Source organism: Kitasatospora sp. NPDC001175 (assembly GCF_053598215.1).
Genome location: NZ_JBSFJU010000003.1, coordinates 119847 through 144800 on the forward strand (window position 1 = coordinate 119847; position 24954 = coordinate 144800).

At 74.7% G+C, this 24954-nt stretch carries 13 protein-coding genes; 6 read left to right on the forward strand and 7 right to left on the reverse strand.

Going from position 1 to position 24954, the window contains the following annotated elements:
* Nucleotides 1-156: 156 nt before the first annotated feature.
* The 3 genes from ACWDAK_RS03875 to ACWDAK_RS03885 all read left to right on the forward strand — a co-directional run bounded on the left by ACWDAK_RS03875 (nucleotide 157) and on the right by ACWDAK_RS03885 (nucleotide 6681).
* Nucleotides 157-3381 carry a bifunctional cytochrome P450/NADPH--P450 reductase gene (locus tag ACWDAK_RS03875; protein WP_427393703.1) on the forward strand — a complete coding sequence of 1075 codons (3225 nt, stop codon included), beginning with the start codon at nucleotides 157-159 and terminating at the stop codon, nucleotides 3379-3381.
* A 166-nt stretch (nucleotides 3382-3547) separates the two neighbouring features.
* Nucleotides 3548-4828 (forward strand): magnesium transporter MgtE N-terminal domain-containing protein, encoded by a 1281-nt coding sequence (locus tag ACWDAK_RS03880; protein ID WP_344634599.1) that lies wholly within the window; start codon nucleotides 3548-3550, stop codon nucleotides 4826-4828.
* Entirely contained in the window at nucleotides 4825-6681 is a 1857-nt protein-coding gene (locus ACWDAK_RS03885; RefSeq protein ID WP_427393704.1) for an NRAMP family divalent metal transporter, read from the forward strand. The genes ACWDAK_RS03880 and ACWDAK_RS03885 overlap by 4 nt, the downstream gene beginning before the upstream one ends.
* Here the strand turns inward: ACWDAK_RS03885 and ACWDAK_RS03890 are convergent.
* Nucleotides 6621-7823, reverse strand: a complete 1203-nt coding sequence (locus ACWDAK_RS03890) for an MFS transporter (protein ID WP_427393705.1) — start codon at nucleotides 7821-7823, stop codon at nucleotides 6621-6623. The two genes, ACWDAK_RS03885 and ACWDAK_RS03890, sit on opposite strands and share 61 nt — an antisense overlap.
* Nucleotides 7824-8019: 196 nt before the next feature.
* Nucleotides 8020-8853: a class I SAM-dependent methyltransferase gene (locus ACWDAK_RS03895; RefSeq protein WP_427393706.1), complete on the reverse strand. Its 834-nt coding sequence runs from the start codon at nucleotides 8851-8853 to the stop codon at nucleotides 8020-8022.
* Between the two features lie 293 nt (nucleotides 8854-9146).
* On the opposite strand from ACWDAK_RS03895, the gene ACWDAK_RS03900 reads away from it, so the two are divergent.
* The 3 genes from ACWDAK_RS03900 (at nucleotide 9147) to ACWDAK_RS03910 (ending at nucleotide 11930) form a co-directional block, all read left to right on the forward strand.
* A complete protein-coding gene (locus tag ACWDAK_RS03900) occupies nucleotides 9147-9581 on the forward strand; it encodes a VOC family protein (RefSeq protein WP_427393707.1) in 435 nt (144 codons plus the stop codon).
* Nucleotides 9582-9828: 247 nt separating this feature from the next.
* Entirely contained in the window at nucleotides 9829-10368 is a 540-nt protein-coding gene (locus ACWDAK_RS03905) for an SMI1/KNR4 family protein (RefSeq protein ID WP_427393708.1), read from the forward strand.
* Nucleotides 10369-10520: 152 nt separating this feature from the next.
* On the forward strand, nucleotides 10521-11930 hold the full coding sequence (locus ACWDAK_RS03910) for an amidase (RefSeq protein WP_427393709.1): 1410 nt from the start codon (nucleotides 10521-10523) through the stop codon (nucleotides 11928-11930).
* 80 nt (nucleotides 11931-12010) lie between these two features.
* On the opposite strand, the gene ACWDAK_RS03915 is transcribed toward ACWDAK_RS03910, so the two are convergent.
* From ACWDAK_RS03915 to ACWDAK_RS03935, 5 genes are read right to left on the reverse strand one after another with little or no spacing between them, the layout of a single operon-like run.
* Entirely contained in the window at nucleotides 12011-14002 is a 1992-nt protein-coding gene (locus ACWDAK_RS03915; RefSeq protein WP_427393710.1) for a hypothetical protein, read from the reverse strand.
* Nucleotides 13999-17670: a DUF5682 family protein gene (locus ACWDAK_RS03920; protein ID WP_427393711.1), complete on the reverse strand. Its 3672-nt coding sequence runs from the start codon at nucleotides 17668-17670 to the stop codon at nucleotides 13999-14001. The genes ACWDAK_RS03915 and ACWDAK_RS03920 overlap by 4 nt, the downstream gene beginning before the upstream one ends.
* 5 nt (nucleotides 17671-17675) lie before the next feature.
* Nucleotides 17676-18914, reverse strand: a complete 1239-nt coding sequence (locus tag ACWDAK_RS03925; RefSeq protein ID WP_427393712.1) for an ATP-binding protein — start codon at nucleotides 18912-18914, stop codon at nucleotides 17676-17678.
* Complete coding sequence (locus tag ACWDAK_RS03930) at nucleotides 18911-23980, reverse strand: hypothetical protein (RefSeq protein WP_427393713.1); 5070 nt, start codon at nucleotides 23978-23980, stop codon at nucleotides 18911-18913. Before ACWDAK_RS03930 ends, ACWDAK_RS03925 begins: the two co-directional genes overlap by 4 nt.
* A complete protein-coding gene (locus tag ACWDAK_RS03935) occupies nucleotides 23977-24831 on the reverse strand; it encodes a DUF4132 domain-containing protein (protein ID WP_427393745.1) in 855 nt (284 codons plus the stop codon). Before ACWDAK_RS03935 ends, ACWDAK_RS03930 begins: the two co-directional genes overlap by 4 nt.
* Between the last annotated feature and the right edge of the window lie 123 nt (nucleotides 24832-24954).

The following is a 24954-nucleotide window of genomic DNA, read 5'->3' on the forward strand; positions in this document are numbered from 1 at the left end:
GAGCCGGGCGGTGCAAGCCCGACACTCCGGCAGCCACTACACAATCATGTAGTACGGACCGGTCGCACGGAAGCCCCGCTGCGTCAGGGTGGAGACAGCCGCCTGCACCGTGGCGGCGGCAGCCCGGAATCCCATACCCCGGAGGGCAGTTCACCCATGACCGAGACCCTGCTGACAGCGCGGGCCGGCGGCGGTGACGACGTTCCCGTCATCGATGTTCCCTCTCTCGGCGTCCCCGTCGTCGACCTCTCCGCCGCCGGCCTGACCGACACCCCGGTCCTGCGGCTCATGGAGCTGGCCCGGCGGCACGGCCCGGCCTTCGTGCAGCGCCTGCACGGCCACGACACCCTGTTCGTCAGCAGCCTGGACCTGGTGACGGAGCTGGCGGACGAGCGGCGGTTCACCAAGGCGGTCGGCCCGGCGCTGGAGAACGTCCGCGAGTTCACCGGCGACGGCCTGTTCACGGCCTACAACGACGAGCCCAACTGGGCCAGGGCGCACGACATCCTGATGCCGGCCTTCGCCCTGGGGTCGATGCGCACCTACCACCCGGTGATGCTGGAGGTCGCCCGCCGGCTCATCGCCTCCTGGGACCGCCACGCCGCCGACGGGACTTCGGTGGACGTGCCGGAGGACATGACCCGGATGACCCTGGACACCATCGGGCTGGCCGGGTTCGGGTTCGACTTCGGCTCGTTCCGGCGGGACGAGCCGCACCCGTTCGTCGCCTCGATGGTGCGCTGCCTGGACTGGGCGATGACCCGGCTCAGCCGCGACCCCGGGCTCGACCACCGCGAGCGCGACGAGGCGATGCGCGCCGACGCCGACTACCTCGCCTCGGTGGTCGACGAGGTCATCGCCGCCCGCACCGCCACCGGGAGCACCGAGCAGCGGGACCTGCTCGGTCTGATGCTCACCGCGACGCACCCGGGCGACGGCACCACCCTGGACCTGGCCAACATCCGCAACCAGGTGATCACCTTCCTGATCGCCGGGCACGAGACCACCTCGGGCACTCTGGCCTTCGCCCTGCACAACCTGGTCAAGCACCCGGCCGTACTGCGCCAGGTGCAGCGCGAGGTGGACGAACTGTGGGGCAGCAGAGCGGAGTTGGCGCCGACCTTCGAGGACGTCGGCCGGCTGCGCTACACCCGTCAGGTGCTGAACGAGACCCTGAGACTGTGGCCGGCCGCCCCCGGCTTCGGCCGCGAGGCCCGCCAGGCCACCCTGCTGGGCGGCCGGATCCCGGTGCACGCGGGGCAGGTCATCGGCGTGGTCATCCCGATGCTGCACCGCGACCCGGCCTGGGGCGACAACCCGGAGCTGTTCGACCCCGCCCGGTTCGCGCCGGAGGCGGAGGCGGCCCGCTCCCCGCACGCCTTCAAGCCGTTCGGCACCGGTGAACGCGCCTGCATCGGCCGCCAGTTCGCACTGCACGAGGCCACCATGCTGCTGGGCATGCTGGTCCACCGGTACCGGCTGATCGACCACACGGACTACCGGCTCGCACTCAAGCAGTCGCTGACCATCAAGCCGAACGGTTTCACCCTCACCCTGCTCCCGCGCACCGACCGCACGCCCCGGGCGGCGTCCGCCCCCGCCGACCGCGCACCGGGCACGGACACCGCGCTGCCCACCCGGGCCCGCCAGGGCACCGGCGCACTGCTGCTGCACGGCTCCAACTACGGCACCTGCCGCGGCTTCGCCTCTTCACTCGCCGAAGAGGCGGCCGAGCTCGGCTTCGGCACCGCCACCGCACCGCTCGACGCGTACGCCGGCGGCCTGCCCACCGACCGGCCGGTCGTCATCACCGCCGCCTCCTACAACGGGCAGCCCACCGACGACGCCGCCGCCTTCGTCCAGTGGCTGGAGAGCGCCGGGCCCGGGGCCGCACAGGGCGTCAGCTACGCCGTCCTCGGCGTCGGCGACCGCAACTGGTCCGCCACCTACCAGCGCGTCCCGACCTTCATCGACGAGCGGCTCGCCGCCCTCGGCGGCACCCGTCTGCTGGACCGGGCCGAGGCCGATGCCTCCGGCGATCTGGCCAGCAGCGTCAAGGAGTTCGCCGGCGCGCTGCGCACCGCCCTGCTGCGGGAGTACGGCGATCCCGACACGGCCGGCGCCCGGCCGCGGGCCGGGCAGGACGGCCCCGCGTACACCGTCACCGAGGTCACCGGCCAGGCACTCGACGCACTGGCCGCCCGGCACGGCATGACGGCGATGACCGTGACCGAGACCGGCAGCCTCACCCGGCCGGACTATCCGCGGGTCAAGCGGCTGGTCCGGCTCGCCCTGCCGGAGGGGACGGACTACCGCACCGGGGACCACCTCACCGTGCTGCCCGCCAACGACCCGACCCTGGTCGAACGCGCCGCCCGGCTGCTCCGCACCGACCTGGACACCGTGCTGAACATCGTTCAGAACCGGCCGCGCCGCAACGGCCTCGCCGTCGACCGTCCACTGACGGTGCGCCAATTGCTCACCCATCACGTTGAGTTGCAGGACCGACCGACCGCCGAGCAGCTCACCGTACTGGCCGAGCTGAACCCCTGCCCGCCCGAGCGCTCCGCACTGCGCTCGCTCGCTGAGGACTCCCACGCCCGGGCCGCCGACCACCGCAGCCTGCTGGACCTCGTCGAGGATCACCCGGCCCTGGCGGTGGCGCTGACCTGGCCGGTGCTGCTGGAGCTGCTGCCGGCGATCAGGCCGCGGCACTACTCCGTCTCGTCCTCGCCGATCACCGACCCGCACCACGTCGACCTGATGGTCTCGCTGCTCCAGGCTCCCGCACGCTCCGGCCGCGGCACCTTCCGCGGCACCGGATCCGGCTACCTGGGTTCGGTCAGGCCCGGAGACACCGTGCTCGCCCGGATCCAGCCGTGCCGCGAAGCCTTCCGGATCCACCACGGCGCCGGCACCCCGGTGATCATGATCGCTGCCGGAACCGGCCTGGCCCCCTTCCGCGGCGCCATCGCGGACCGCCGCGCCCACCTGGCGGACGGCGGCCGACTCTCCCCGGCGCTGTGCTACTTCGGCTGCGACGCGCCCGACGCCGACTACCTGTACGCCGCCGAACTGCACGCGGCGGAGCGGGCCGGGGCCGTCTCCATGCGTCCCGCCTTCAGCGCGGCCCCCGCCGACGGCCGGCGCTTCGTCCAGGACCGGCTGGCCGGCGACGCCGACCGGGTCTGGGAGCTGCTGACCGCCGGCGCCCAGGTCTACGTCTGCGGCGACGGCGCCCGGATGGCACCCGGTGTCCGGGACGCCTTCCGGGCCCTGTACCTGGAACGCACCCCCGGCGCCGACCTCGCCGACGCCCAGGGCTGGCTGCAGACCCTGATCGCCCGGGGACGCTACGTCGAGGACGTGTACGGCGGCTGACTTCCCCTCACCTCGCCGGCCGGGGCTGCCGAGGCCTCGGCCGGCCGGAGCACCGGACCGGCGACCCGGCCCCCCTCGTCCTGGCCTGCTGATCCGTCCGGGTGAAGCCCCGGTGTGAAGGTGGAACTCGCGGCGCTCGCGAACCGGGCTCGGCTAGCTTCGCGCTGTGGATCGTCTCGTCTCGTTCTCCCAGCTGCTGCAGCGCCCACTGGTGGGGCGCGGCGGCGAGGTGGTGGGCCGCCTGTCCGATGTGATCATCCGGCTACGGGGTCGCGACTACCCGCTGGTGACCGGCCTGGTCGTCCGGATCGGCAGGCGCGAGGTGTTCCTGCCCATCGAGCAGGTGGCCTCCTTCGACGGTGGGAGCACCCGGCTCACCAGCGAGGTGGTGGACCTGCGGCCGTTCGAACGGCGCGAGGGCGAGGTGCTGTTGCGCGCGGACGTGCTCGGGCACCGGGTGATCGACGTGGTCGGCGTCGAGTTGGTCCGCGCCCACGACCTGGAGCTTCGCGAGCGGCCGGACGGCTGGGTGGTCGACCGCCTGGACACCCGTCCGCACCGCCCCCGCTGGTTCTGGCCCACCCGGACGGAGCCGCACTGGCGGGACTGGAAGTCCTTCGAACCGCTCATCGGACACGCCCAGTCGGCCCGGGTGCGCGGTCCGTTCGGCCGCCTCGGCCGGCTCAAGGCCGCCGATCTCGCCGACCTGCTGGAGGACGCCAACCGCACCGAGTCGGAGGAGATCCTGGAGACCGTCCACTCCGACCCCGAGCTGGAGGCTGACGTCTTCGAGGAGTTGGAGCCCGACTCGCAGACCCGCCTGCTCGCGGAGAAGGACGACGCCGAGATCGCGGCGGTCCTCGCCCGGATGCGGGCGGACGACGCCGCCGACGCCATCAACGACCTGCCGCAGCGCCGCCGGCAGCCCGTCCTGGACGCGCTGCCGGCCGGACAGCGCGCCAAGGTCCTCACGCTGATGGGCTTCAACCCGTCCAGTGCGGGCGGGCTGATGGCACTGGACACCGTCACCGCGTCCCCGACCGCGACCGTCGCACAGGCGCTGGAGCTGGTCCGCGCCGCCCGTACCCTGCAGCCCGAGGCGATCACCAGCGTCTACGTCGTCGAACAGGCCCGAGCCACGGCCCGGTTGATCGGCACCGCGACCCTGGTGGCCCTCTTGCAGAGCGATCCGGGCGCCCGACTGGAGCAGGTGATGGCCACCGAGCCGGTCCGGGTGCTCCCGGACACCGACGTCGAGGACGTCACCCTGCTGATGGCCGACTACAACCTGCTGACCGTACCGGTGGTGGACGAGCAGGACCGCATCCTCGGGGTCATCACGGTCGACGACATCCTGGAGACGGTGCTCCCCGAGGACTGGCGCCGCCGTGAGCCCGCGCCGCACCCGGCGCGCCGTTCCGACGACAGTACGGCTCCGGACGCATGACCGGCGCCGGGAAGCCGCCGGAACGACCGGAGCGGCCCGGACCGGACACCCCGCCCGAGCCCGGCCCGACCCCGCCGCCGTCCCCGGCACCGGCACCGGCACCGGCACCGGCGGCGGAACCCGCACCGCGCGCGACGCCCACACCGCCTCCGGGACCACCGGCTGTGACGCCGACGCCGACGCCGTCCGGGCCGGCCGCCGGCCCCGCGGCCCGGCCCAGGCCGCGCCCGGCCGCCTCCCCACGCCCCGGCACCGTCGCCGACGAGGCCCGACTCGGCGACATCGAAGGGGCGTTCGGGCGGATTCCCCGGGAACGCGTCGAGGAGCGTCCGGGTCTCAGGGCCCGGCTGCTGACCCTGCTGGCGATCGTCGGTCCCGGCATCATCGTCATGGTCGGCGACAACGACGCGGGAGGCATCGCCACCTACGCCCAGGCGGGGCAGAACTACGGCTACTCGCTGCTGTGGGTGCTGCTCCTGCTCATCCCGGTGCTGATCGTCAACCAGGAGATGGTGGTCCGCCTCGGCGCGGTCACCGGCATCGGCCACGCCCGGCTGATCAACGAGCGCTTCGGCCGGTTCTGGGGCTGGTTCAGCGTCGGCGACCTCTTCGTGCTCAACTTCCTCACCCTCGTCACCGAGTTCATCGGCGTCACGCTGGCCGCGGCCTACCTCGGCGCCTCCAAGTACCTCGTGGTGCCGATCGCCGCGCTGCTGCTGATCGCGGTCACCGCCGGCGGCTCGTTCCGCCGCTGGGAGCGGGCCATGTTCGCGCTCATCGCGATCAGCCTGCTGCTCATCCCGCTCACCCTGCTCGCCGAGCCCCACTGGGGCCGCGCCGCCCACGACTTCGTCGTCCCGAGCATCCAGGGCGGCATCACCGGCGACGCCGTCCTGCTCATCATCGCGATCGTCGGCACCACGGTGGCGCCCTGGCAGCTGTTCTTCCAGCAGTCCAACGTCATCGACAAGCGGATCACACCCCGGTTCATCAACTACGAACGCGCCGACACCGTGATCGGCTCGGTCGTGGTCGTGATCGGCGCCGCCGCGCTGGTCATGATCGCCGACTTCGCCGCCCGCGGGACGCCGTTCGCGGGCGCGTTCACCGACGCGGCGGGCGTCGCGTACGCCCTCGAACAGCACAGCCAGGTCCTCGGCGTGATGTTCGCCATCGTGCTGATGGACGCCAGCATCATCGGCGCGGCGGCCGTCACGCTCGCCACCAGCTACGCCTTCGGCGATGTGTTCAACCTGCGCCACTCACTGCACCGCGGCTTCGGCGAGGCCAAGCAGTTCTACGCCTCCTACAGCCTGATGGTGGTGCTGGCCGCCGCGATCGTGCTCATCCCCGGCGCCCCGCTGGGAGTGATCACCGAGGCGGTCCAGGCGCTGGCGGGCCTCCTGCTGCCCTCGGCGAGCGTCTTCCTGCTGCTGCTCTGCAACGACCCCGAGGTACTCGGCCCCTGGGTCAACCCGCGCTGGCTCAACCTGGTCGCCACCCTGATCATCGCGGTCCTGCTGCTGCTCTCCGGCACCCTGATGCTCACCACGCTCTTCCCCGCCGTCGACGTCAGAACTCTCACCGTCTGGCTGGCCGTCACCCTGGTGACCGGCCTGACCGTGACCGGCGCCGTCCTGTGGCTGGCTGGCCGCCGCCCGGGCGCCCGGCGGGCGCCGGTGCCGGTCCTCTCCACCGCCGAGAAGCTCGCCTGGCGGATGCCGCCGCTGGCCCTGCTCAAACCCGTCCGCTGGTCACCGGGTCTGCGGCTGGGGATGCTCGCACTGCGCGGCTATCTCGTCCTCAGCACCGTCCTGCTCCTGGTCAAGGCCATCCGCCTCGGCAGCGGCTGACCACCGACCAGCAGCACCGCGAGCGCCGCGAGAGTGAGCAGTCCACCCGCCAGGAAGGTCTGCCGTACCGCCGTGCCGTGAAGGACCAGCCCACCGAGCAGGGCGCCGGCCGCGATACCGGCGTTGTAGGCACCGGAGTTGGCCGCCAGCGCGATCTCGGTGCGGCCGGGCGCACAGCGCAGCATCTGGTTCTGGGTGGCCGTGAACACCGGTCCGAGCGAACCGCCCAGGACCACCAGGGCCGCGACTGCCGCCGGTCTGGACCCGCCCGCCGTGTACAGGCCCAGCATGCCCACCGCCTGGGTGGCCACCGGGGTGATCAGGGTGCCGCGCGGGAAGCGGTCCAGCAGCGGCCCCACGGCGCTCACCCCGAGCACCCCCGAGACGCCGGAGACCAGCAGCAACGCGCCGACGGCGCTGTCGGAGAAGCCGCTCGTTCCGAGGAGGTCCACCAGGTAGGTGTAGCCGGTGAACGCTCCGGTGACGGACAGTGCGGTGGTCGCCAGGACGATCGCGAACCGGCGGGTGTCGCGGGTGGCGGCGTAGGCGGCGTGCCCCTGGTCCGGGCGGGTGGTCGGCAGCAGCAGTGCGATGACCAGCAGGGAGACCAGGCCGAGTCCGGCCACGACCACGAGCGGAAGCTGCCAGCCGCCGCGCCGGCCCAGCCAGGTGCCCGCGGGGACGCCGAGGACCAGGGCCAGCGACCCGGCGGCCGACAGCACCCCGACCACCCGCCCGCGGGCCTCGGGCGGGAACAGACCCACCGCCACCGGACCCATCACCGCCCAGAACAGCGCCTGGGCGAGCGCGGTCACCAACCGGGCGGCCAGCAGCAGCCGGTAGGAGGAGCCCGCCGCCGGCAGCAGGCTGGCCAGCGCGAGCGCCGCCAGCAGCGCGCTGAGCACATGCCGGCGCGGCACGGCCCGGGTGGCGTGCGCGAGCGGCAGCGAGGCCACGGCGACCGTCAGCCCGTAGCCGGTGACCAGGTACCCGATCGCCGGCAGTGACACCCCGAGGTCCGCCGAGATCAGCCTGAGCAGCCCGATCGGCAGGCTCTCCGTGGTGTTGAAGGTGAAGGCCGCCAGCATCAGGGCCGCCAGTACCGCCACTGCGCGCCGGCGGTCCGGCTCTGCCGCCGCCATACGGTCCCCTCTCTGCGCCGGACGCCGGTTCGCTTCCAACGTACCCACAAGTCGGCGCTCTCCCAGGGTGTTCTACCGCCTCCGGGCGGGTCGGCACGGCGGTTCACGCCCCGGCGGCGCCGTCCCGGCCGAACCGGGTTGAGGGCACATGACACGCACGCCACTGCACCGCCGCCCCGCCCGTAACAGGTACGCGTCAAGCCGGCCGGCACCCCCACCCGGTGTACAGGCAGTGGGTGACGTCCAGGAATCCGGGATCGTCCAACATCGCCAAACCTTCGGCCAATTGGGCTTCGGTGAGCCGGTTCTGGGCGATCAGCTCTGGACCGATCTGCTCGAAGAACAGCCTCATGAAGGCGTCGACGGCTCCGCCGTCACCGACGATCAACGGGTGCACGGCCAGGCCGAGTTCGGTCAGCCCGGCCTCCGCCAGCGCGGCCGTCTGCCGACGGCGGGCCCAGGTCAGATCGCCGCCCTGGGCGGCCAGGATCTCCTCCAGCGCGCGCATCGCGCGCCGCCAGGCCGGATACGGCGAGGAGTCCGTGGTGAAGTTGACGGGATCCTCCAGGACCAGCCGGCCGCCCGGGGCCAGCCAGCGGGCCGCCCTGGCGATCATGCGCTCGGGGTCCGGCAGATGCATCATCAGCGCGCGGGCGTGGACCAGGTCGAAGGAGCCGGGCGGGAACTCGGCCTCCCGCAGATCCCCCTGGACGATGTCGAGGTTCCCGAGCCGGCCGGCATCCAGAAAGCGCGTGTCCACATCCAGGGCCACGACCCGGCCGTCCGGACACTGCCCGGCCAGCCAGCGGGCGATTCCCCCGGCCCCGGCCCCCAGTTCCAGGCACCGCCAGTCGCCGCGCAGCCCCCGGTCGGCGAGGACCTGCCGGGTCCACCCGTCGGACATCCGCTCCAGCGCCTGCAGCCTCTTCAGCTCGGTCGGCCGCTCATGGCTGAGCACCCCGGCGCTGTACCTGTCGAGCGCGGCCGCCTCGCCCACCGGGCGCTCGGGACCGCCGTCGGCCTGACTCATCGCCACCTCCGTTGCAGGAAGTCCGGTGCCGGCCGCCACCACGGCCCGCGCCGGGGAACACCGTCCCGGAACCCGCTACGCCTCGCCCATCCGGAGGCGGGCTTCTCCGCCGCCCGTGTCGTTCGTGCGGCAAGGCTGCGGGCCGGGGCCTGAGGACGTTCAGGGGTGTACCCACCGGGCTAATGTACCGCCGTACCCCTCGGGGCCGGCCGACGCGGCGAGGAAGGAGGAGCGCGAAGGCGACTACCGGTCAACTGTCACCAGTCGGAGTGCGGAGTGCGAGGATGGCCGACGTGATCGAACCGCAACTCGACATCCGTATCGCGCGTCCGGTACTCGACCTGGACGCCAGCGAGGACTTCTACGTCCGGGGCCTGGGTCTGGATCTGCTCTGCCGGATCGCCGGACGGCCCGAGGCCGGTGAGCGCGACCTGCTGATGGTCGGTCCGGCCGATGGCTTCTGGCACCTCGAACTCACCGCGAGCAGCGCCGACCCGGTGCAGCCCACACCGACCCCGGAGGACCTGCTGGTCGTCTACCTGGGCCGTCCTGTGCCCGAGGAGGCCGTCGCGCGGGCGGTCCGGCACGGCGGGACGGTCGTCCCCTCGCACAACCCGTACTGGGACCGCTGCGGCGTCACCTTGGCCGACCCGGACGGCTACCGGGTCGTCCTCACCGACCGGACCTGGCGCTCGGTGACGTCGGACCGGACGGCCACCGGGTCCTGAGTCCGGCCCGACGCCCCGGACCGGCAGGCCACTGCCCTCTTCCCGACCATGCCCCCGGGCCGCCCGCGGGCCCGCCGCACGCCTTCGGCCGACGGACCCGCGGATCACCCGGCCCGACCGACCGGGAGCCACAGTTGTCCGTACCGCTCACCACCACCGCGGCCCAGCCCGCCCGGCTCGCCCAACTCGCCCAGGCCATGACGGAATCCGGCGCTGACGGGCGGGCGAGAGCCGACGGGGCCGCCGCATGAACCACGACCTCGCCCGACTGGCCCGGCTGCTCGGCGCACCGACCGGGGCCCGGCCCAAGGACTGGCCCGCCGTCGCCCGCCGACTGGGCATCGAACTCCCCTGGGACTACCGGGAGTTCATCGACACCATCGGCGGCGGGCACCTCGACGACCACCTGTACGTCCTGGAGCCGGACTGCGCCAACGAGAACTACGATCTGGCGGACAACATCGAGGAGCGCGCCGAGGCCCTCGAGTACCTCTGGGACGGTTCGGAGGATCCGCCCGCCCAGCTGGACGAGCCGGGCGCACGCCTCATCGCCTGGGCGTCGACCGACAACGGGGAGTTCCTCTACTGGCTGGCCAGACCCGGGCAGCATCCCGACGACTGGACCGTCATGGTCAACGAGGCCCGCGGCGACTGGTGGGAGCACTTCGACCTGGGCTTCGCCGAGTTCCTGCTGTCCACCCTCGCCGGGAACGTCCGATCCGAGATCATCGCCTACGCCTTCCCGAGAGATCCGCACAGCTTCCGGCCACTACACGGCGGCGGATAGCGGGCCGCTCCGGGCTCCAGCCACTCCGTAATCGATTGCGCATCCGGATACAGATCTGTATTCATATACGCAGCTGCATACGAGTCTGCCCGAGGGAGGAAGCCGGACGCGGGTGCCCGCCGGTCGGCGGACCGCCGCGTTCTGCCGCGAACATGGACACCGAACTGTGGAGACTGAGCGCGACGGCGCTCGCGGGGGCCGTCGCCGACGGCGAGGTCAGCGCCCGGGAGGTGACCGAGGCCCATCTGGAGCGGATCGCCTCGGTGAACCCGGCCCTCAACGCGATCACCGGCCCGCTGACGGAGAGCGCCCGCCGGGCGGCCGCCGAGACCGACCGCCGCCGCGCGGCCGGCGAGCCGCTGGGGCCGCTCGCCGGCGTGCCGTTCACCGTGAAGGAGAACATCCACGTCGCCGGCTCGGCGACCACCTTCGGCGTGCCGCGCTTCCGCGACCTGGTACCCGCCTCGGACGCCCCTCCCGTGCGGCGCCTGCGGGCAGCGGGAGCGATCCCCATCGGGCGAACCAACCTGCCGGACATGACACTTGGCGGCCTGCACACCGTCAGCACCCTGTACGGGGACACCCGCAACCCGTGGGATCCCGCGCTGACTCCCGGCGGGAGCAGCGGCGGCGACGCCGTCGCGGTGGCCGCCGGGATGGCACCGCTCGGGCTCGGCAACGACTCCGGCGGCTCACTGCGCATCCCGGCCGCGTTCAACGGTGTGGCAACGCTCAAGCCCAGCTACGGCAGGTTCCCGATGGACCACCGGATCGGCCCTCAAGATCCCTCCCTGTCCTCCCAGTTGTTCCCCGTCGACGGGCCGATCGCACGGACGGTGGCGGACCTGCGCGCCGTCTGCGAGGTCCTGTCCGGCTCCGACCCGCAGGACCCGCGAGCCGTCCCCGTACCGCTCGACGGCCCGCCGCCGGCCCAAGGGGTCCGGGTCGGTGTGGTCCTCGACCCGGCCGGGCCCGGTCCCGCCCCCGAGGTGCTCGCCGGGCTCGACTCGGCGGCCGCCGCCCTGGCGGACGCCGGGTACCGGGTCGAGCACGTCGAGGTGCCCCGGCTGCAGGAGGCCGTGGAGGGCTACCGCGACCTGATCTACACCGAGTTCGCGCTGATCTGGCCGGCCGTGCGGCAGTTGCTCACCGACGACAGCAGCCGGCACATCGAGTACTCGCTGGCTGAGCGACCGCCGGTCGGCCTCTCCGAGTACATCGCGCTGCCCGGCCTCCGCCTCGGCATCCAGCGCGACTGGGCCGACCTCCTCGAACGGTTCCCGCTGCTGCTCGGCCCGGCGTACGCCGGGCTGCCGCCCGCGCCGAAGACCCTGCTGCGCGACGTCGAGGACAACACCCGGACCTTCGCCGCGGCCCGGCTGTGCCGGGCGAGCACCTTCGTCGGGGTGCCGTCGGTCGGGGTACCCGTCGGCATCGCAGGCGGGCTGCCGCTGGGCGTCCAGGTGATCGGCGGGATGTACCGGGAGGACCTGTGCCTGCGGGCCGCGGCCGCGATCGAGGCACGGCTCGGGGTACTCACACCCGTCGAACCACGGTCCTGACGGAGCCGGCCCGGGAGGGGAATCCCGTCGCGGCGGGCGGCCTGGACAACCGCCGCGCACGGCAGCCGCCCGGAACCCGGTCACCCCGCCGGCCGCCCCTGCCAGGCCGCCGCGCACAGGGCGGTGGCCAGCTCCTCCTGGTAGCAGGCTGCGGCGAGCCATGACAGTGCGAAACCGACATGGTCGTCGGCGCGCAGCCGACCGAACACGTCGCGCTCCTGTTCCGCCGCCGCCGACCGGAGTCCGGCGAGGAGCTGCTCGCCCGTACCGAGCCCGGCCTCGCGCAGCAGGCGGGCCTCGGCCGCGCCCTGGGTGAGGTTTGCGGTCAGGGCCCGGCGGCCGCTGGTGACGACCTGTTCGAGCCGACGGGTGAGCAGGTGGACCGGCGGCTGCGAGGCTTCGAGGGCCTGCGACGGCGTCGGCCGCTCGGCGTCGGCGTCCGGCGGCAGATCCGCCCGTTGCAGCCGCTCCAGTCCGAGGCTGACCCGGTGCTGACGCTCGTTCGACAGGCCGAGCGTCGGGGCGTCCTCCCCCCGCGCGGTACCGACCGCCAGCAGCCTGATGCGCGGGTGGGCGGCGCGCTCCAGGCGTCCGATCACACGCAGGCGCAAGCCGGGCGCGGCGGCCAGCAGCGCGAGGTTGCTGCGGAAGGCGAGCTTCGGATGGTCCTGGGCGGGGAGCAGGGCGACCGTCAGCCCTGCGCAGTCCGCCAGCAGCTGCGGGGTGGTGAAGCCCGGGACCGCCCCGGGGCCGAGCAGGGTGACGTCGAGGAAGAGCAGTCCGGTCCCGGCGGGGCGCAGTTCGTACGGTGTCCGTTCGGCAGCCAGGGCACGTTCGGCCTGGACCGCCGGCGGCTGCTGCCAGAGCCCGGCGACGGGCGGCTGGTGCCAGTCGGCACCGGCCGCCCGCACCGCGCGGACCTTGGCACCCGCGCCGAGGCGGCCGGAGACCGTCCGGGTGGCGCCCTGGACGACCAGGCCGGCCCGGGCCAGCTCCCGGTGGGAGAGCGTGGCGTCGCCCAGCCGTACCGACCGGGTCGCCGCTGCCTGGGCGAGCTGCGCGGCCTCGACCGGATCGCTGTGCGGGGTGATGTCGGAGACCGTGGAGAGCCGGCCGTCGGCGTCCACCGTCCACACCGTGACTCCGGCGTGGGTGGCGCTCACCAGCGGTTCGGCGAACAGCCCGTAGAGGCGCAGCGATCCGGCCTCCTGGTAGGTCTGGCGAGCCGTACCGCGCAGCTCGCCCCCGGTGCCGATGGTGGTGACCGCCAGCAGTTCGCGGTAGGCGGTGGCCAGGTCGGCGAGCCGGTGATCGGGTTCGCCGGCGCGGGCCGCGCGCAGCCGGGTGACCACGGTGGCAGCCAGGACGGCGGGCCGGTGCAGGCCGAGCAGCCGGGCCTGGTAGGCGGTGCGCAGCAGCTCGGCCTGCGGGACACCGCCGGCTCCGCTGACGCCGGCCGCCAGCGCGGCTGCAGCGGAACGGCGCAGCCGCTGGACGGCTTCGGTCTCGGCCGGGGTGAGCCGGTCACCCGGGTCTTCCCCAGGGCGCTCACCGGTCGCCGGGGTGGGGGTAGCTGCTGCCTCGTCGGGCTTCGCGGTACCGGTCGGCGGTGTGTCCGGGCCCGGTGGCGCACCCGTGGACGCGGTGGTTCCGGGGCCGGCGCCGTCGCCGTCGGGTTCGGCGGCGGGGCCGGGTTCGGCGAGGTCGGTGTCGGCTGCGGCGAGCGGTGCGGCCGTGACGACGGCGGCCCGGTGCAGGCAGGCGGGGGCCAGCAGGCAGCTGCAGCGCACGTCGGCGGCGGTGCGGATCACGCCGTCCGGGGCGTGCAGGACCAGTACGACCTCCTCGTCGACCTGGATACGCCACTCGTCGCGCGCCGAGTCGCCCGTCCCATCACCCGTCCCGTCCTCCGCGCGGACGGACGACCGGACCGCCGGCCGGTCGGCGAGCTTGGCGGCGGCGCCGTCCAGCCGCTTCTGCAGCCTGGGCGACAGCGCGGAGACCAGCTCCGCGACCGCCTCGGCCCGTACGGCGGGCCACTGTGCCGGAGCAAGCGTCTGAGAGTCTGTCAACGGATCTTCTCCCCCACCCAACGGGCCAGTTCCAACGGGCTAAGCGCCGCCACCGGCATTCCGGCCGCGACGAGTTGCCCGGCCACCGCCTTCGAGTAGCGCGCCTTCCCGGTGTCGTCCAACGCGGCGCAGCCGAGCAGGTGGCATCCTTCGCCGATCAGGGCTCTGGTCTCGGCGAGCAGGCCGCCGAGCGGGTAGCCCTCCTCGAAGTCGCTGACCACCGCGATCAGTGTCCGGGAGGGCACGGTGACCAGCTCCCTGGCGTGCCTGAGGCCGGCCGCGATGTGCGTGCCGCCGCCGACCCGTACCTCCAGCAGCAGCCCGAGCGGGTCGTCCACCCGGCCGCTGAGGTCGACCACGCCGGTCGAGAACGCCACGAAGTGGGTGGTCAGGGACGGCACCCCGGCCAGGACGGCGGCCGTCAGCGCGGCCCAGACGGTCGAGGCCTCCATCGAGCCGGAGACGTCCACCACCAGGATCAGCCGCCAGTCGTTGGACCTGGCGGCCCTGGTCCGGAAGACGGGCCGCTCCGGGACGATGACGGTGGAGCCGTCCGCGCCGGGCCGTGCGGTGGCGAGGTTGGCCCGGATGGTTCGGGCGAGGTCCAGCCGGCCGCCGGGGCGGCGGCCCGCCCGGGGCAGGGTGAGGCCGGTCAGGGCTGGCCGCAGGGCGGTCGCGAGCTGCCGGGACAGCTCGTCCACCAGGCGCCTGACCAGCGGGCGGAGGGCGGCGAGCCGCGACTCGGGGAGCCCTCCGGCGTGCTGGAGCACGGTGCGGAGCAGTTCGACGGAGGGCCGGGCGGCCTCCGGGGAGAGCGTCGCGAGTACGTCGGTGCGGCCCTGGCCGGCGGCCGCGGCGAGCACCTCCTCGCGGATCCCGGGCCCGAACAGCGCGGCCAGTTCCTCCGACCACTCCCGCACCCCCGGGTACGGCGCCTCGCGGCCGCCTCGCCCGCCGCCGGTCAGTTCGGGGCCGCAGCCCTCACCCCGGCCGGTGCCGTACAGCTCGTCGAGCGCCGTGGCGAGGCGGGCCGCACGCCCGGTGAGGGCGCGGCTGCCCGGGCGGCCGAGCACCAGCCGCCAGCGGTCGGCGGGCGGGAGCGCGGGGGCGGACGCGGGGTGTCCGGACTCCTGGGGTGAGCGGGGCGGTGGCTCGGGCGCCGGGCGCAGCACGGCAAGGGACGACGGCAGGGCGGGTGTCGGCACGTGGGCCGCGGCCTCCATCGGCCCCTCGATCGCACCGTCGGCCGACATCGGCGGCAACAGGCCCTTTTCGGCGAGTATTTGACGCACCGTCATGTCAGCCCGGGCCCAGGCGGCGAGGGCTGTCGGCGCAACCTCGATGGGCAGGGTGTCGACCTGTTCGCCGAGGCGTTCCTCGATCAGGGTGAGCAGCCGGTCGCGGGCGGCGGGGCTGAGCGTGTCGAAACCGGCGCGCAGGGCGGGCAGCCGGTCCAGGAAGGCGTCGTCGGGGAGTTCGGTGACGCGCCCCAGCAGCGGTTCGAGCGCGGCCGGCGCGGTGGCGAGCAGGCCCTCGGCGGCGGTCAGCAGACCGGTCAGGGCCCGACCGAGGGCCGCCCGGCCGTCGGGTATGGTGGCGGCGTCCGTCCAGGAGGCGACCCGTTCGCCGAACCGGGCGGTCCCCTGGTGGCCCAGCAGCACCCGGACGGCTCCGGCTGCGCCCCTGACCAGCGGCGATCCCTGGTCGGCGAGGCGCCGCAGGGTGTGGTCGAGGCGGATCCCGCCGTGGGTGTCGGCCCGGCGGGCGAACTCCACCAGTGCCCGGGCGTCGGCCGGGTCGTCGGAGCCGGTGAGCCCTTCCAGGCCCCGTACGGCGGCGGTGGTGAGCAGCTCGGTGGCCTCGGCGGCCGGGCCGAGCAGGTCTGCGACCGCCTCTCTGCCTGCGATGTGCCCGGCGGTCAGCCGGTCGAGCAGGGCGAGGCCGTCGAGGAGTTCGGTGAGAGTGGCGACGGCCGGGAGCACCTCGGCCAGCTGTGCCAGCCGGGTGGCGGTCAGCGTCGCGAGGGCGCATCCGGCGGCGTCGGCGAGGCCGTCGATGATCTGCCGGGCGGTCGGACCGCCGGCCTCCTGCTCGCGGCGCAGCCGTTCGCCGAGGACGCCCTCGGCGGCCTGGTCCGGCGTCACGCCGCGCATGCCGGCGACCGTCAGCATGGCGGCGACGGCGGGTGTCCACTGCACGCGCCAGCGCGATCCGAGTGCGTCGGTGCCGCCCGCACCGCTGACCGCAAGCCGCTCGCCGTACGGCACGCCGCAGACCTCGAGTCGGCGCAGCAGCAGCTCGCGGCGGGCGTCGAGCGGTGAGCGCAGCGGGTCGAGCCGCAGCTCGCGCTGGGCCTGCCCGGGGGTGTCCGCCGGGCCCGGCAGGCCGAGTTCGGCGAGCAGGGCCTCCACGGCCGGGCCGAGGCCGGTGCGCGGGGCGGCCGGGGTGGGGCTGCCGGTACGGGTGCCGACCAGGACCCGCTCCAGGGCCTGGGCGACGGCCCTCCCCCGGCCGAGCGGCTCGCCCTGGGTGAGCACCGTCTGGACGGCCTCCACCAGTTCGCCGCGGCCCGCTGCCGGCAGGCCGCGCAGCCGGGCCAGGTCGCCGGCCAGCCGCACGATCTCCCGGGCGTCCGCGGGTCCGGCCGGGTGGCCCTGGCCGCGCAGCGCCTCGCAGATCCGGACGGCCGTCCGGACGAGCTCCTGGGCCAGGAGCTCCGGATCCCCGGCGGCGGCCAGCACGGTGTGCTGCCACTCGGGATCACGGATCCCGGCGGGGTAGCCGGAGCGGGCGTCGAGCAGCGGGTAGGTGTACGGGATCAGGGAGATGACCTGCCGCGCCGGGCCGTCGCCCGGCGACGGCCGCTCGCCGGGGCCGGGACGCTCGGTACGCCGGGGCTCCGCGCCGCCCGGGCCGGGGCTGCTTCCGGCGGACGCGCCGGGCTCCGGGCCCCGGGCCGGGCCGTCGAGCAGGGCGGGTGCGTGGAAGGCCCCGATGACGGCGGCGACGCGTTGTCCGTCCGCCGACGCGGCGCGGATGCGGTCGCGCATCCAGGCCTCGCGGCGCAGGTCCAGCGGATCGATGCCGGTGCCGGCGTCCTGTCGCATGGCCCAGCCGACCAGCAGCGCGGCACGGCGCACCTGCTCGGGTGTGCAGCCGGGAGCCGGGGCCTCGACCAGGCGGTCCCAGAGGTCCTCGTCCGGCCTGCCGGTCAGCCGGCGGCGCAGCGCCTCGGCGAGGCCGCGCGTCTCCCGGCCGCCGGTGCGGGCCTCCGGTCCGCGCCGGGCGAGCGGCAGGTCGCAGGCGACGGCGGGCACCCCGTGGCGGGCCGCCCAGCGCAGGGCGGCGAGCTCCGGCGAGAAGTCCGCGAAGGGGTAGAACGCGGGGGCCGCGCTCTCCTCCCCGGTGGCGGCGGCGAGGGCCACCGGCGCTGTGGTGCGCTCGTCGGCCAGCAGGCCGAGCCAGGGCTGGAAGTCCTCGGGCAGCTCGACCAGCAGCACCTGCGGGCGGGCCGCGTCGAGCAGAGCGGGGACCGCCGCGGCGATCGAGGGCGCGTGGTGGCGCACCCCGATCAGGTACGGCCCGGGGGTGCCGAGGCCGGAGGAGGCGAGCCTGTCCCGGCCTTCCCTGGTCTCGGCCTCGACCAGCGGGCGGACGTCGGTGGTCACGGCGCTCAGCCCTCCAGCGCCGAGCGCAGGTCCCACAGGGTGCGCCAGGTCGCGGCCCCCTGCTCGGCCCGGCGGCGGACCGCACCGTCCCAGTAGCCGAGCAGCCGGGCGGTGTCGGCCGGATCGTCCTTGCGGACCACGCCGATCAGCTGTCCGGGCAGCCGCCCGAGCAGGTCGCCGTCGCCGTCGAGGTAGGCGGCGGTGACGCCGAGCGCGGTGGCCACCGAAACGGCCTCGGCGGTGCTCATCACGGTGGACGGCCGCTCGACGTCCCAGCCCTCGACGGACCGGCCGGTGCGCAAGTCCCGGAAGGCCGTCACCAGTGCCTCCAGCACGGTGTCGTCCACCGCGTAGGGCGCGCCGGCCCGGGCGACGGCGGCGGTGGACTGGCGGCGGACCAGCTCGACCTCGGCGGCGAGGTCGGCGATCGGGCCGACCGTCTCGAAGTTGAAGCGCCGCTTGAGGGCGGCGGACATCTCGGAGACGCCCTTGTCGCGCAGGTTCGCGGTGGCGATCAGGGTGAAGCCGGGTGCGGCGTGCAGCTGGCCGTCCTCGCCGGCGGCCAGCTCGGGGACGGCGATCCGCCGCTCGGAGAGCAGCGAGACCAGCGCGTCCTGCACCTCGGGCAGGCAGCGCGTCACCTCTTCGATCCGGGCGACCGCGCCGGTGGTCATCGCGGTGAGCACGGGCGAGGGCACCAGGGCCTCGCGGCTCGGGCCCTTGGCGAGCAGCAGGGCGTAGTTCCAGCCGTACTTCAGCTGGTCCTCGGTCGTGCCTGCGGTGCCCTGGACGGTGAGCGCGCTGGTGCCGCAGACGGCGGCGGCGAGCAGCTCGGAGAGCATGGACTTGGCGGTGCCCGGCTCGCCCACCAGCAGCAGGCCGCGCTCACCGGCCAGGGTGACGACGCAGCGCTCGACGAGCGCCCGCTCGCCGACGAACTTCGGTTCGATGGCCATGCTCTTCCGGCCGCACCTGAGCTTCCCGCCGTCACTGCCGAGGACGAAGGTCACCACGGCGCGCGGGGTGAGCCGCCAGCCGGGCGGGCGCGGGCCCGAGTCGTAGGCGGCGAGGAACTCCAGTTCGGCGGCGTACTTCTGCTCGGGCGGGACGATCTGGCGGTCCCGGGTGGCCGCCCCGTCCGCCGGAGCGGCCTTGGCCGTCCTGCGGTCGGACGGGGCGGTCCTGGCGGTACTGCGGTCGGACGTGGTGGTCTTGTGGTCGGACGGGGTGGCGGGGGTGCTCATCGGCGGCCTCTCCTGCGGTTGTCGGTCTTGAGCTCTTCGTAGCCGGGCAGGTCGCCCTCGGTGATCCGCTGCCAGGCGCGGACGAACAGTGCCGGTGCCGTCAGGTGCGGCAGGATCGCGTGGTTCGCCGGCAGGTCGTACAGGCCGGACTTCCAGGTCTCCACCGGCAGCCCGGGGGCCTTGGCCTCCTGCCAGCCGCCGGGCAGGAAGAGGCTGCGACCGGCCCGGGCCCGCTTGGCCTCCAGGACCAGGTCGGTGGCGGCGAGTTCGGCGCGGGCCTGCTTCAGTCTCGCGGGCTTCCAGCCCGTCCAACGGGCGGTGTTGCGGTCGGTCGGGTCGGGGAGGGCGAGCAACTGGAGGTAGAGGGCGGCGGCGTCCGCGCCGAGCCCGCGGGCCTCGGCCACCTCGGTGACCAGTGCCGGCGCGCTGCGCTGCGGGTCCTGCGCCCAGCCGGCCGGCTCACCGGGCGGGAAGTCGGCGGCCACCAACTGCGCCAGCTCGTCGTCGAGCAGGGCGCGCAGGGCGGGAAGCTCCTGCCTGACGTAGTAGCCGCCGACCAGGCCCGAGAGCAGGTCCACCAGCGGGTCACTCGCGCCGGTGAGCGCGGCCGGACGCAGGAAGGCGGTCTCGCCGTAGCGACTCGGGGCCAGGACGATCGCCTCGCCGCAGGCCACCAGGCCGTCGCTGCCCGCACCGCCCTGCTCGGGCAGCCCTGCGTGGGCGCGCAACACGGCCGCGAGCGGCTTGCCCGCGGTGAAGTGCAGTTCGAGGTTGAGCAGCAGCTGCGGGTCGGCGAGCCGCTTGCGGATCGCCGCCAGCGCGGCCGGCAACAGCGGGCGCAGCCCGTCCCCGTACGGAAGGTGGTAGGCCAGCCAGCGCAGGGCGCTGACCGCCTCGGTCATGCTCTGTCCGTCGGGCATGGCGTGCGGGTCGTCGGGCAGCAGCTCCTGGCCGTCGTCCACCTGGCGCAGCCGCATGGTGGTGGTGCGGGCCAGCCATGGGGTGGTCACCGCGTTGAGCATGTCCTCGATCGCGCCGATGGTCGTCCCGTTGACGGTGGCCTGGGCCTCGTCGGGGAGGGTCACCAGCCGGCCGCGCCGCCGCGTCCAGGCCTTCGCGGCGGCGGCCGTCGCCAGGCCGGTGCGCCACAGCTCGGCCGGCTCGGCGGGCAGCAGGGCCGCCGAGGCGGCGTCCCGGTCCGCCCGGTCGACCGCGCGCAGCCACTGCCGGGCGGCCTTGGCCTGCGCGGTCTTCAGCCCGAGCAGGCCGAGCTGCTCGGCGCCGAGGAAGTCGCCGGACCAGCCGTACAGGCCGGGCGGGTTGGCCAGCAGCAGGGCTGCTCGGGCCCGGCCGATCCCGGTGGCCGCACCGAACTCCTCAACCTGCTCGGGCCGCCAGGCGAGCGGGCCGTGCTGCTCGAGCCGGGCGGTGAAGCCGGTGACCCAGTCGGCCGGCAGGTCGTCGCTGACGCGCTGCTCCTCGCACGCGCCGAAGTGGGCGACCCGGGTGAACTCGCCGGACGGGTCGTGGTCCAGCGCGAGCCAGTCCACCTGCCGGCCCTCGCCGTAGTGGCGCTGGCAGGCCACCACGACCACGGTGCGCTCGCCGCACCGCAGCACCTGGCCCACCCGGGCGGAGCTGTCGCGGGTGCCTTCCTGCTTCTCGGTGAGCGTCACCTGGCGGAGCGCCGGGCCCCGGTCGGCGAGCCAGCCGCGGGTCAGCTCGGTCAGCAGCAGGGCGAGCGCGGACCTGGCCGGCTCGCCGGTGGTGGGTGAGGCGGCGGCCAGCACCAGCGGAGCGGTACGGCCGAGTAGCTGGAGCCAGCCGTGGTGCCGGCTGTCGCCGTGCAGCTTCAGGCGCTCGGGCTCGGCCGTCCATTCGGCCGGGCCGGCCTCCCGGCCGGCGGCCAGCAGTCCGGTGACGGCCCTGAGGTTGGCGAGCACGTGCCAGTGCCGGGACTGGTTCCCGCTCCAGCTGTTGCCGAAGCCGTCGACGGAGCCGAAGACGCCCTGGAGTGCCTCCCGGAGCAGCTCGTCGTGCCCGTGCTCCGGCTGGTAGGCGGCGGGCATCGCGCTGTCGGCCGCGTCGGCCCGGGTGGACGCCGCGGGCTGTGGCAGCGGCGTGTAGCGGGCCGCGCGGGTGGCGGTGTCGGTGGCCAGCCGGGCGAGGCCGGCCACGCCGAGGACCAGCAGCGGATGGGTCAGGCCCGGCAGCACCCGGGCGACGGCCTCAGCCGGGGTGGCCTCCCTCGCCCTGGCGCCCGCGACCTGCCGGGGCTTGCCCTGGATCAGCAGCAGCTCGGGGTGGTGCGGCGGGGTGGCGTCCTCGTCGTCCACGGGCCAGGCGGCGTCGACCAGTTCGGCTGCCTGCCGGTCCGTCACGGCGCGCAGCAGCCGGGAGCTCTCCACGTCGCGGGGACGCAGCGCGTGCCAGTGGTCGAGCGGCGGCACCAGGGACGTGCCTGCGGCATGCAGCTGGCCGGGGCCGCCGCTGGTCAGCTCGGTGTACACCTCGCTCTGTGCACCGGTGCCGTCGGCCGGGCCGAGGGCGAGGTCGCGGTTCTCCGCGATCAGCGCCGGACAGGCGCCGCCGGGCAGGACGAGGCGGCCGGCCGGGTACCGGTCGTAGCGGGAACGGGTGACCGGCAGGGTGACCGTCCGGCCGTCGGTGCCGTGGAAGGTCATCGTGCTGCCGTCGCCGCGCACCGAGCCGCCGAGCGTGGTGCCGTCGGTGCCCAGTGGGCTGTGTTCGAGTCCGGGCTGGAGCGGGAGCAGCCGGGAGAGCTCCGGTCGGAGCGGGCCCGCCTGGTCTCCGGCGGAGGCGAACGCGGGCGGGACGCAGCTGCGGCCGTGGCTGCCGGTCGCCGGGTCGTACTCGGCCAGGGCGAGGCGGTCGCCGGTGCGGTGGAGCGTCCAGTACCCGGTACCGTCGCCCATGATCGTCCGCTCGTGCGGCAGGGTGGTGTCGCCGGCGTGCAGGGCCCGGGCGCCGGTGGCCCGGCCGCCGCCGGGCAGCGGCAGTGAGGTGGGAGCGAGTTCGCGGACGCCGTAGTAGCCGCCGACCAGGCGCTCGCCGGTCAGGGTGAGGACCTCGGCGGGCCGCCCGGACCAGTAGCCGCGCTGCTCGCCGTCCTCGTACCAGGCGACCAGGAGTTCGCCGTCGACGTAGCGCAGCCGCGGGTGGTTCCACTTGGGCAGGTCGGCGGGCAGGCGCAGCTCGTGCTCCAGGAGGACGCCGTCCGGGCCGACCACCACGGCCTTGCGCCCGCGGGAGAGGATCAGCGCGGGCCAGGCGTCCTCGATCTGCAGCTCGTTCTTGGCCGACCGGCCGGGGGCGGCCCCGGGGAGGTCGTAGCCGAGCCGGTGCAGCCCGTCCTCCAGGGCGGGCCAGCCCAGTTCGTCGAGGATGCCGGCCCGCAGGGTGCGGCCGAGCAGGGCGGCCACGTCCAGTCGGGCGATCCTGGCGGCGGCGGCCGGGCTGGCGTCGATGATGGCGTGGCGCACCGGGCCGAGCGAGAGCAGCAGCTTGTGGGCGCCGGCCAGGCCGCGCGCGGTCAGCAGTTCGTCGGCCCGGTCGTCGGCCCAGCGCACGAACTGCTCCTGCAGCACCGGGTACCGGGTGATGAGCCCGCTGAGCTTGCCGGCGTCGGCCGATCCCCAGACCGGCGCGATGGCGTCCTGCAGCATCCGGCAGAAGCGCGGGTCGGCCGCCACGGCTGCCAGGTCGCGCCGGCCGGGGCCGCCGTGCGCCAGCCAGACACCGAGGTTGACGGACATGGCCGACGGCGGGTCCGCGACCGGCACCCGCTCGGCGAGCAGCAGGTCGAGCAGGTTGAGCGCGGTCGGGTGGCTCTGCGAGATCTCCACCGGGACGGCCTCGGCGCGCAGCCGGTCCGCCATCTGCGCGGCGAGTTCCAGTGTCGCCGCGCAGCTGGGGCGGGAGTGCCAGCCGCGGTTGAGGTGGGTGAGCCATCGCTGCAGCCAGCGGGCCGCGGGCTCCGCCGCCGCGGCCGCCGGGTCGGTCAGGAGCCGGTCCGCGCCGCTCTCGCGGAGGATCGCCAGCCAGCCCTCGTCGACGGCGGCATGGTCCCCGCCGCCGGGCGGGGTGGGCAGGATCTCCAGCAGCCGGGCCCGGACCGTCTCGTCGCGGCGGGCCAGCTCGATCAGTGCCGGCCGCCAGGACTTCCAGAGGGCGGCGGGGGCGCGGACGACGGCGGGGACGGGCAGCAGCTCGGCGAGCAGTGCCTGCTCCTGCTCGCGCTGGTCGAGCCCGGCGGCCTTGATCAGCGCCCGGGCGTCCTCGGCGATGCCCGCGTAGGGGGCCATGCCCGCACCGGAGCGCTCGGCGCACAGCTGACGGAACCGCTGCCAGGCGGTCATCGCGTCGAGCCGGCCGGCGAGGTCCTTGACGTACTGGCGCAGGGCCTTGACGGTGAGTGCGCCGCCCAGGGCGAACTCCAGGAAGACGGCGCGCAGCCGCTCCTCGTCGATCTCCAGGCTGAAGGTGCGCTCGGCCTCGCGGGCCTTGCCGAAGAAGGTGGCCGCGTACGTCTGGTTGCCCTGCTCCAGGAAGATCCGGCCGACCTGCTCGCAGTACGTCGGAAGGAAGTGCGGCACCGCGCGCCCGAGGCGGACGGCCAGCCGCTCGAAGCCGTCCTTGGCGTTGCCGGGCTTGGACCTGGCCTGGCGGGCCAGGCGTTCCATCTCCTTGACCACATCCAGCGCGTGGTGGCCGTTGGCGGGGTCGTGGACCAGGGCCCAGGCCGGGAAGCCGAGGGCCTCCTGGCGGACCTGGCCGACCTCGGCCGGCTCTTCGGCCGGCGTCAGGTCGAGGAACTCCAGGGCGAGGTCCTCGGCCTGGCCGAGTGCGCCGGGCACCAGCCGGACCACCGTGCGCCCGTCCAGGGCCGGGTGCCGGTAGGCGCGGGCGGTGAGCACGTCCACGGTGCTCTCGGGGTGGCCGGTGTCCGCCGGGGTGCCGGCCGGGAGGATGCCGCCGCTGTCGAGCAGGCCCTCCCGGTAGCGGTCGTCCGTCGGCCGCGTGGTCGTCGTCCCTGTGGTCGTCATGCCGATCCCTCCCCTTCGATCGTGCGGCCGGCGTACAGCGCGGCGGCCATCCGCATGCCCTCGGACCAGGCCACCGGGCCGACCTCGGCGAGCGGCACCGGCCGCCCGTCCGGGGCCGCCCAGCAGAGCGGGCCCGTCTCGCACTCGTCGTACTCGTAGTAGTCGCCCACCCAGAGGCGGGCCTCCAGCGCCCGGCCGTCCTCGACCAGGGAGGCGACCGCGTAGCCGCCGCGCACCCGGTACCCGAACCGGGCACAGCGGGCGACCAGTTCGCGCAGCTCCCGGTAGCGGCCGCCGGCGTAGGTGTCCGTCTGGACCGCCCTCGGGTCGAGGTCGGCGGGGCGGTGCCAGACCTCCCGGTGCAGCTGCTGGAGTTGCTGGGATACGCCCAACTCGGCCGCGAACTCGCGCAGTTCGTCCAGGTCATCGAGCAGGACGGGGTGCGGTATGCGGATCTCGGGGCCGGCGAGGCGGACCGTGTCGCCGTCCAGGTCGACCACGCCGATGCCGCGCTGCGGGTCCGCGCCGCGCAGGAAGCCCGCGAGGGCGCCGTCGGCGCTCGTCACCACCAGGTCGCGGAGCACCGACTGCCAGGCCTCGTCGGCCCAGACGGCGGTGAGCACCGCGGCGGGCACCGGGAGCGAGCGGACCATCCACCGCTCCGCCTCCAGCAGGCACTGCCGCTGGTGCGCGTCGAGCCACTCGGCCAGCCGGCGCAGCCCGGTGACGGCCGGGTCGTCCTTGAGTTTCGACGGCACCGTCTTCAGCCGGCGGCCGGCCGCGTTGCGGCACGCGACCTTCCCGTCGGATTCCAGGGTGACCTCGTAGCCACCCGCTGCCAGCCATGCCACGACCGTGCCCTCCCAGCTGCCGTTCCTGAGCTGGGTGAAACGTAGCGAGCCGTACTGACAATCGATCACCGTCCCCAGGCTGCGGCCTGCGGAGGACCTGGGTACCGGGCGGCACGGGTACTT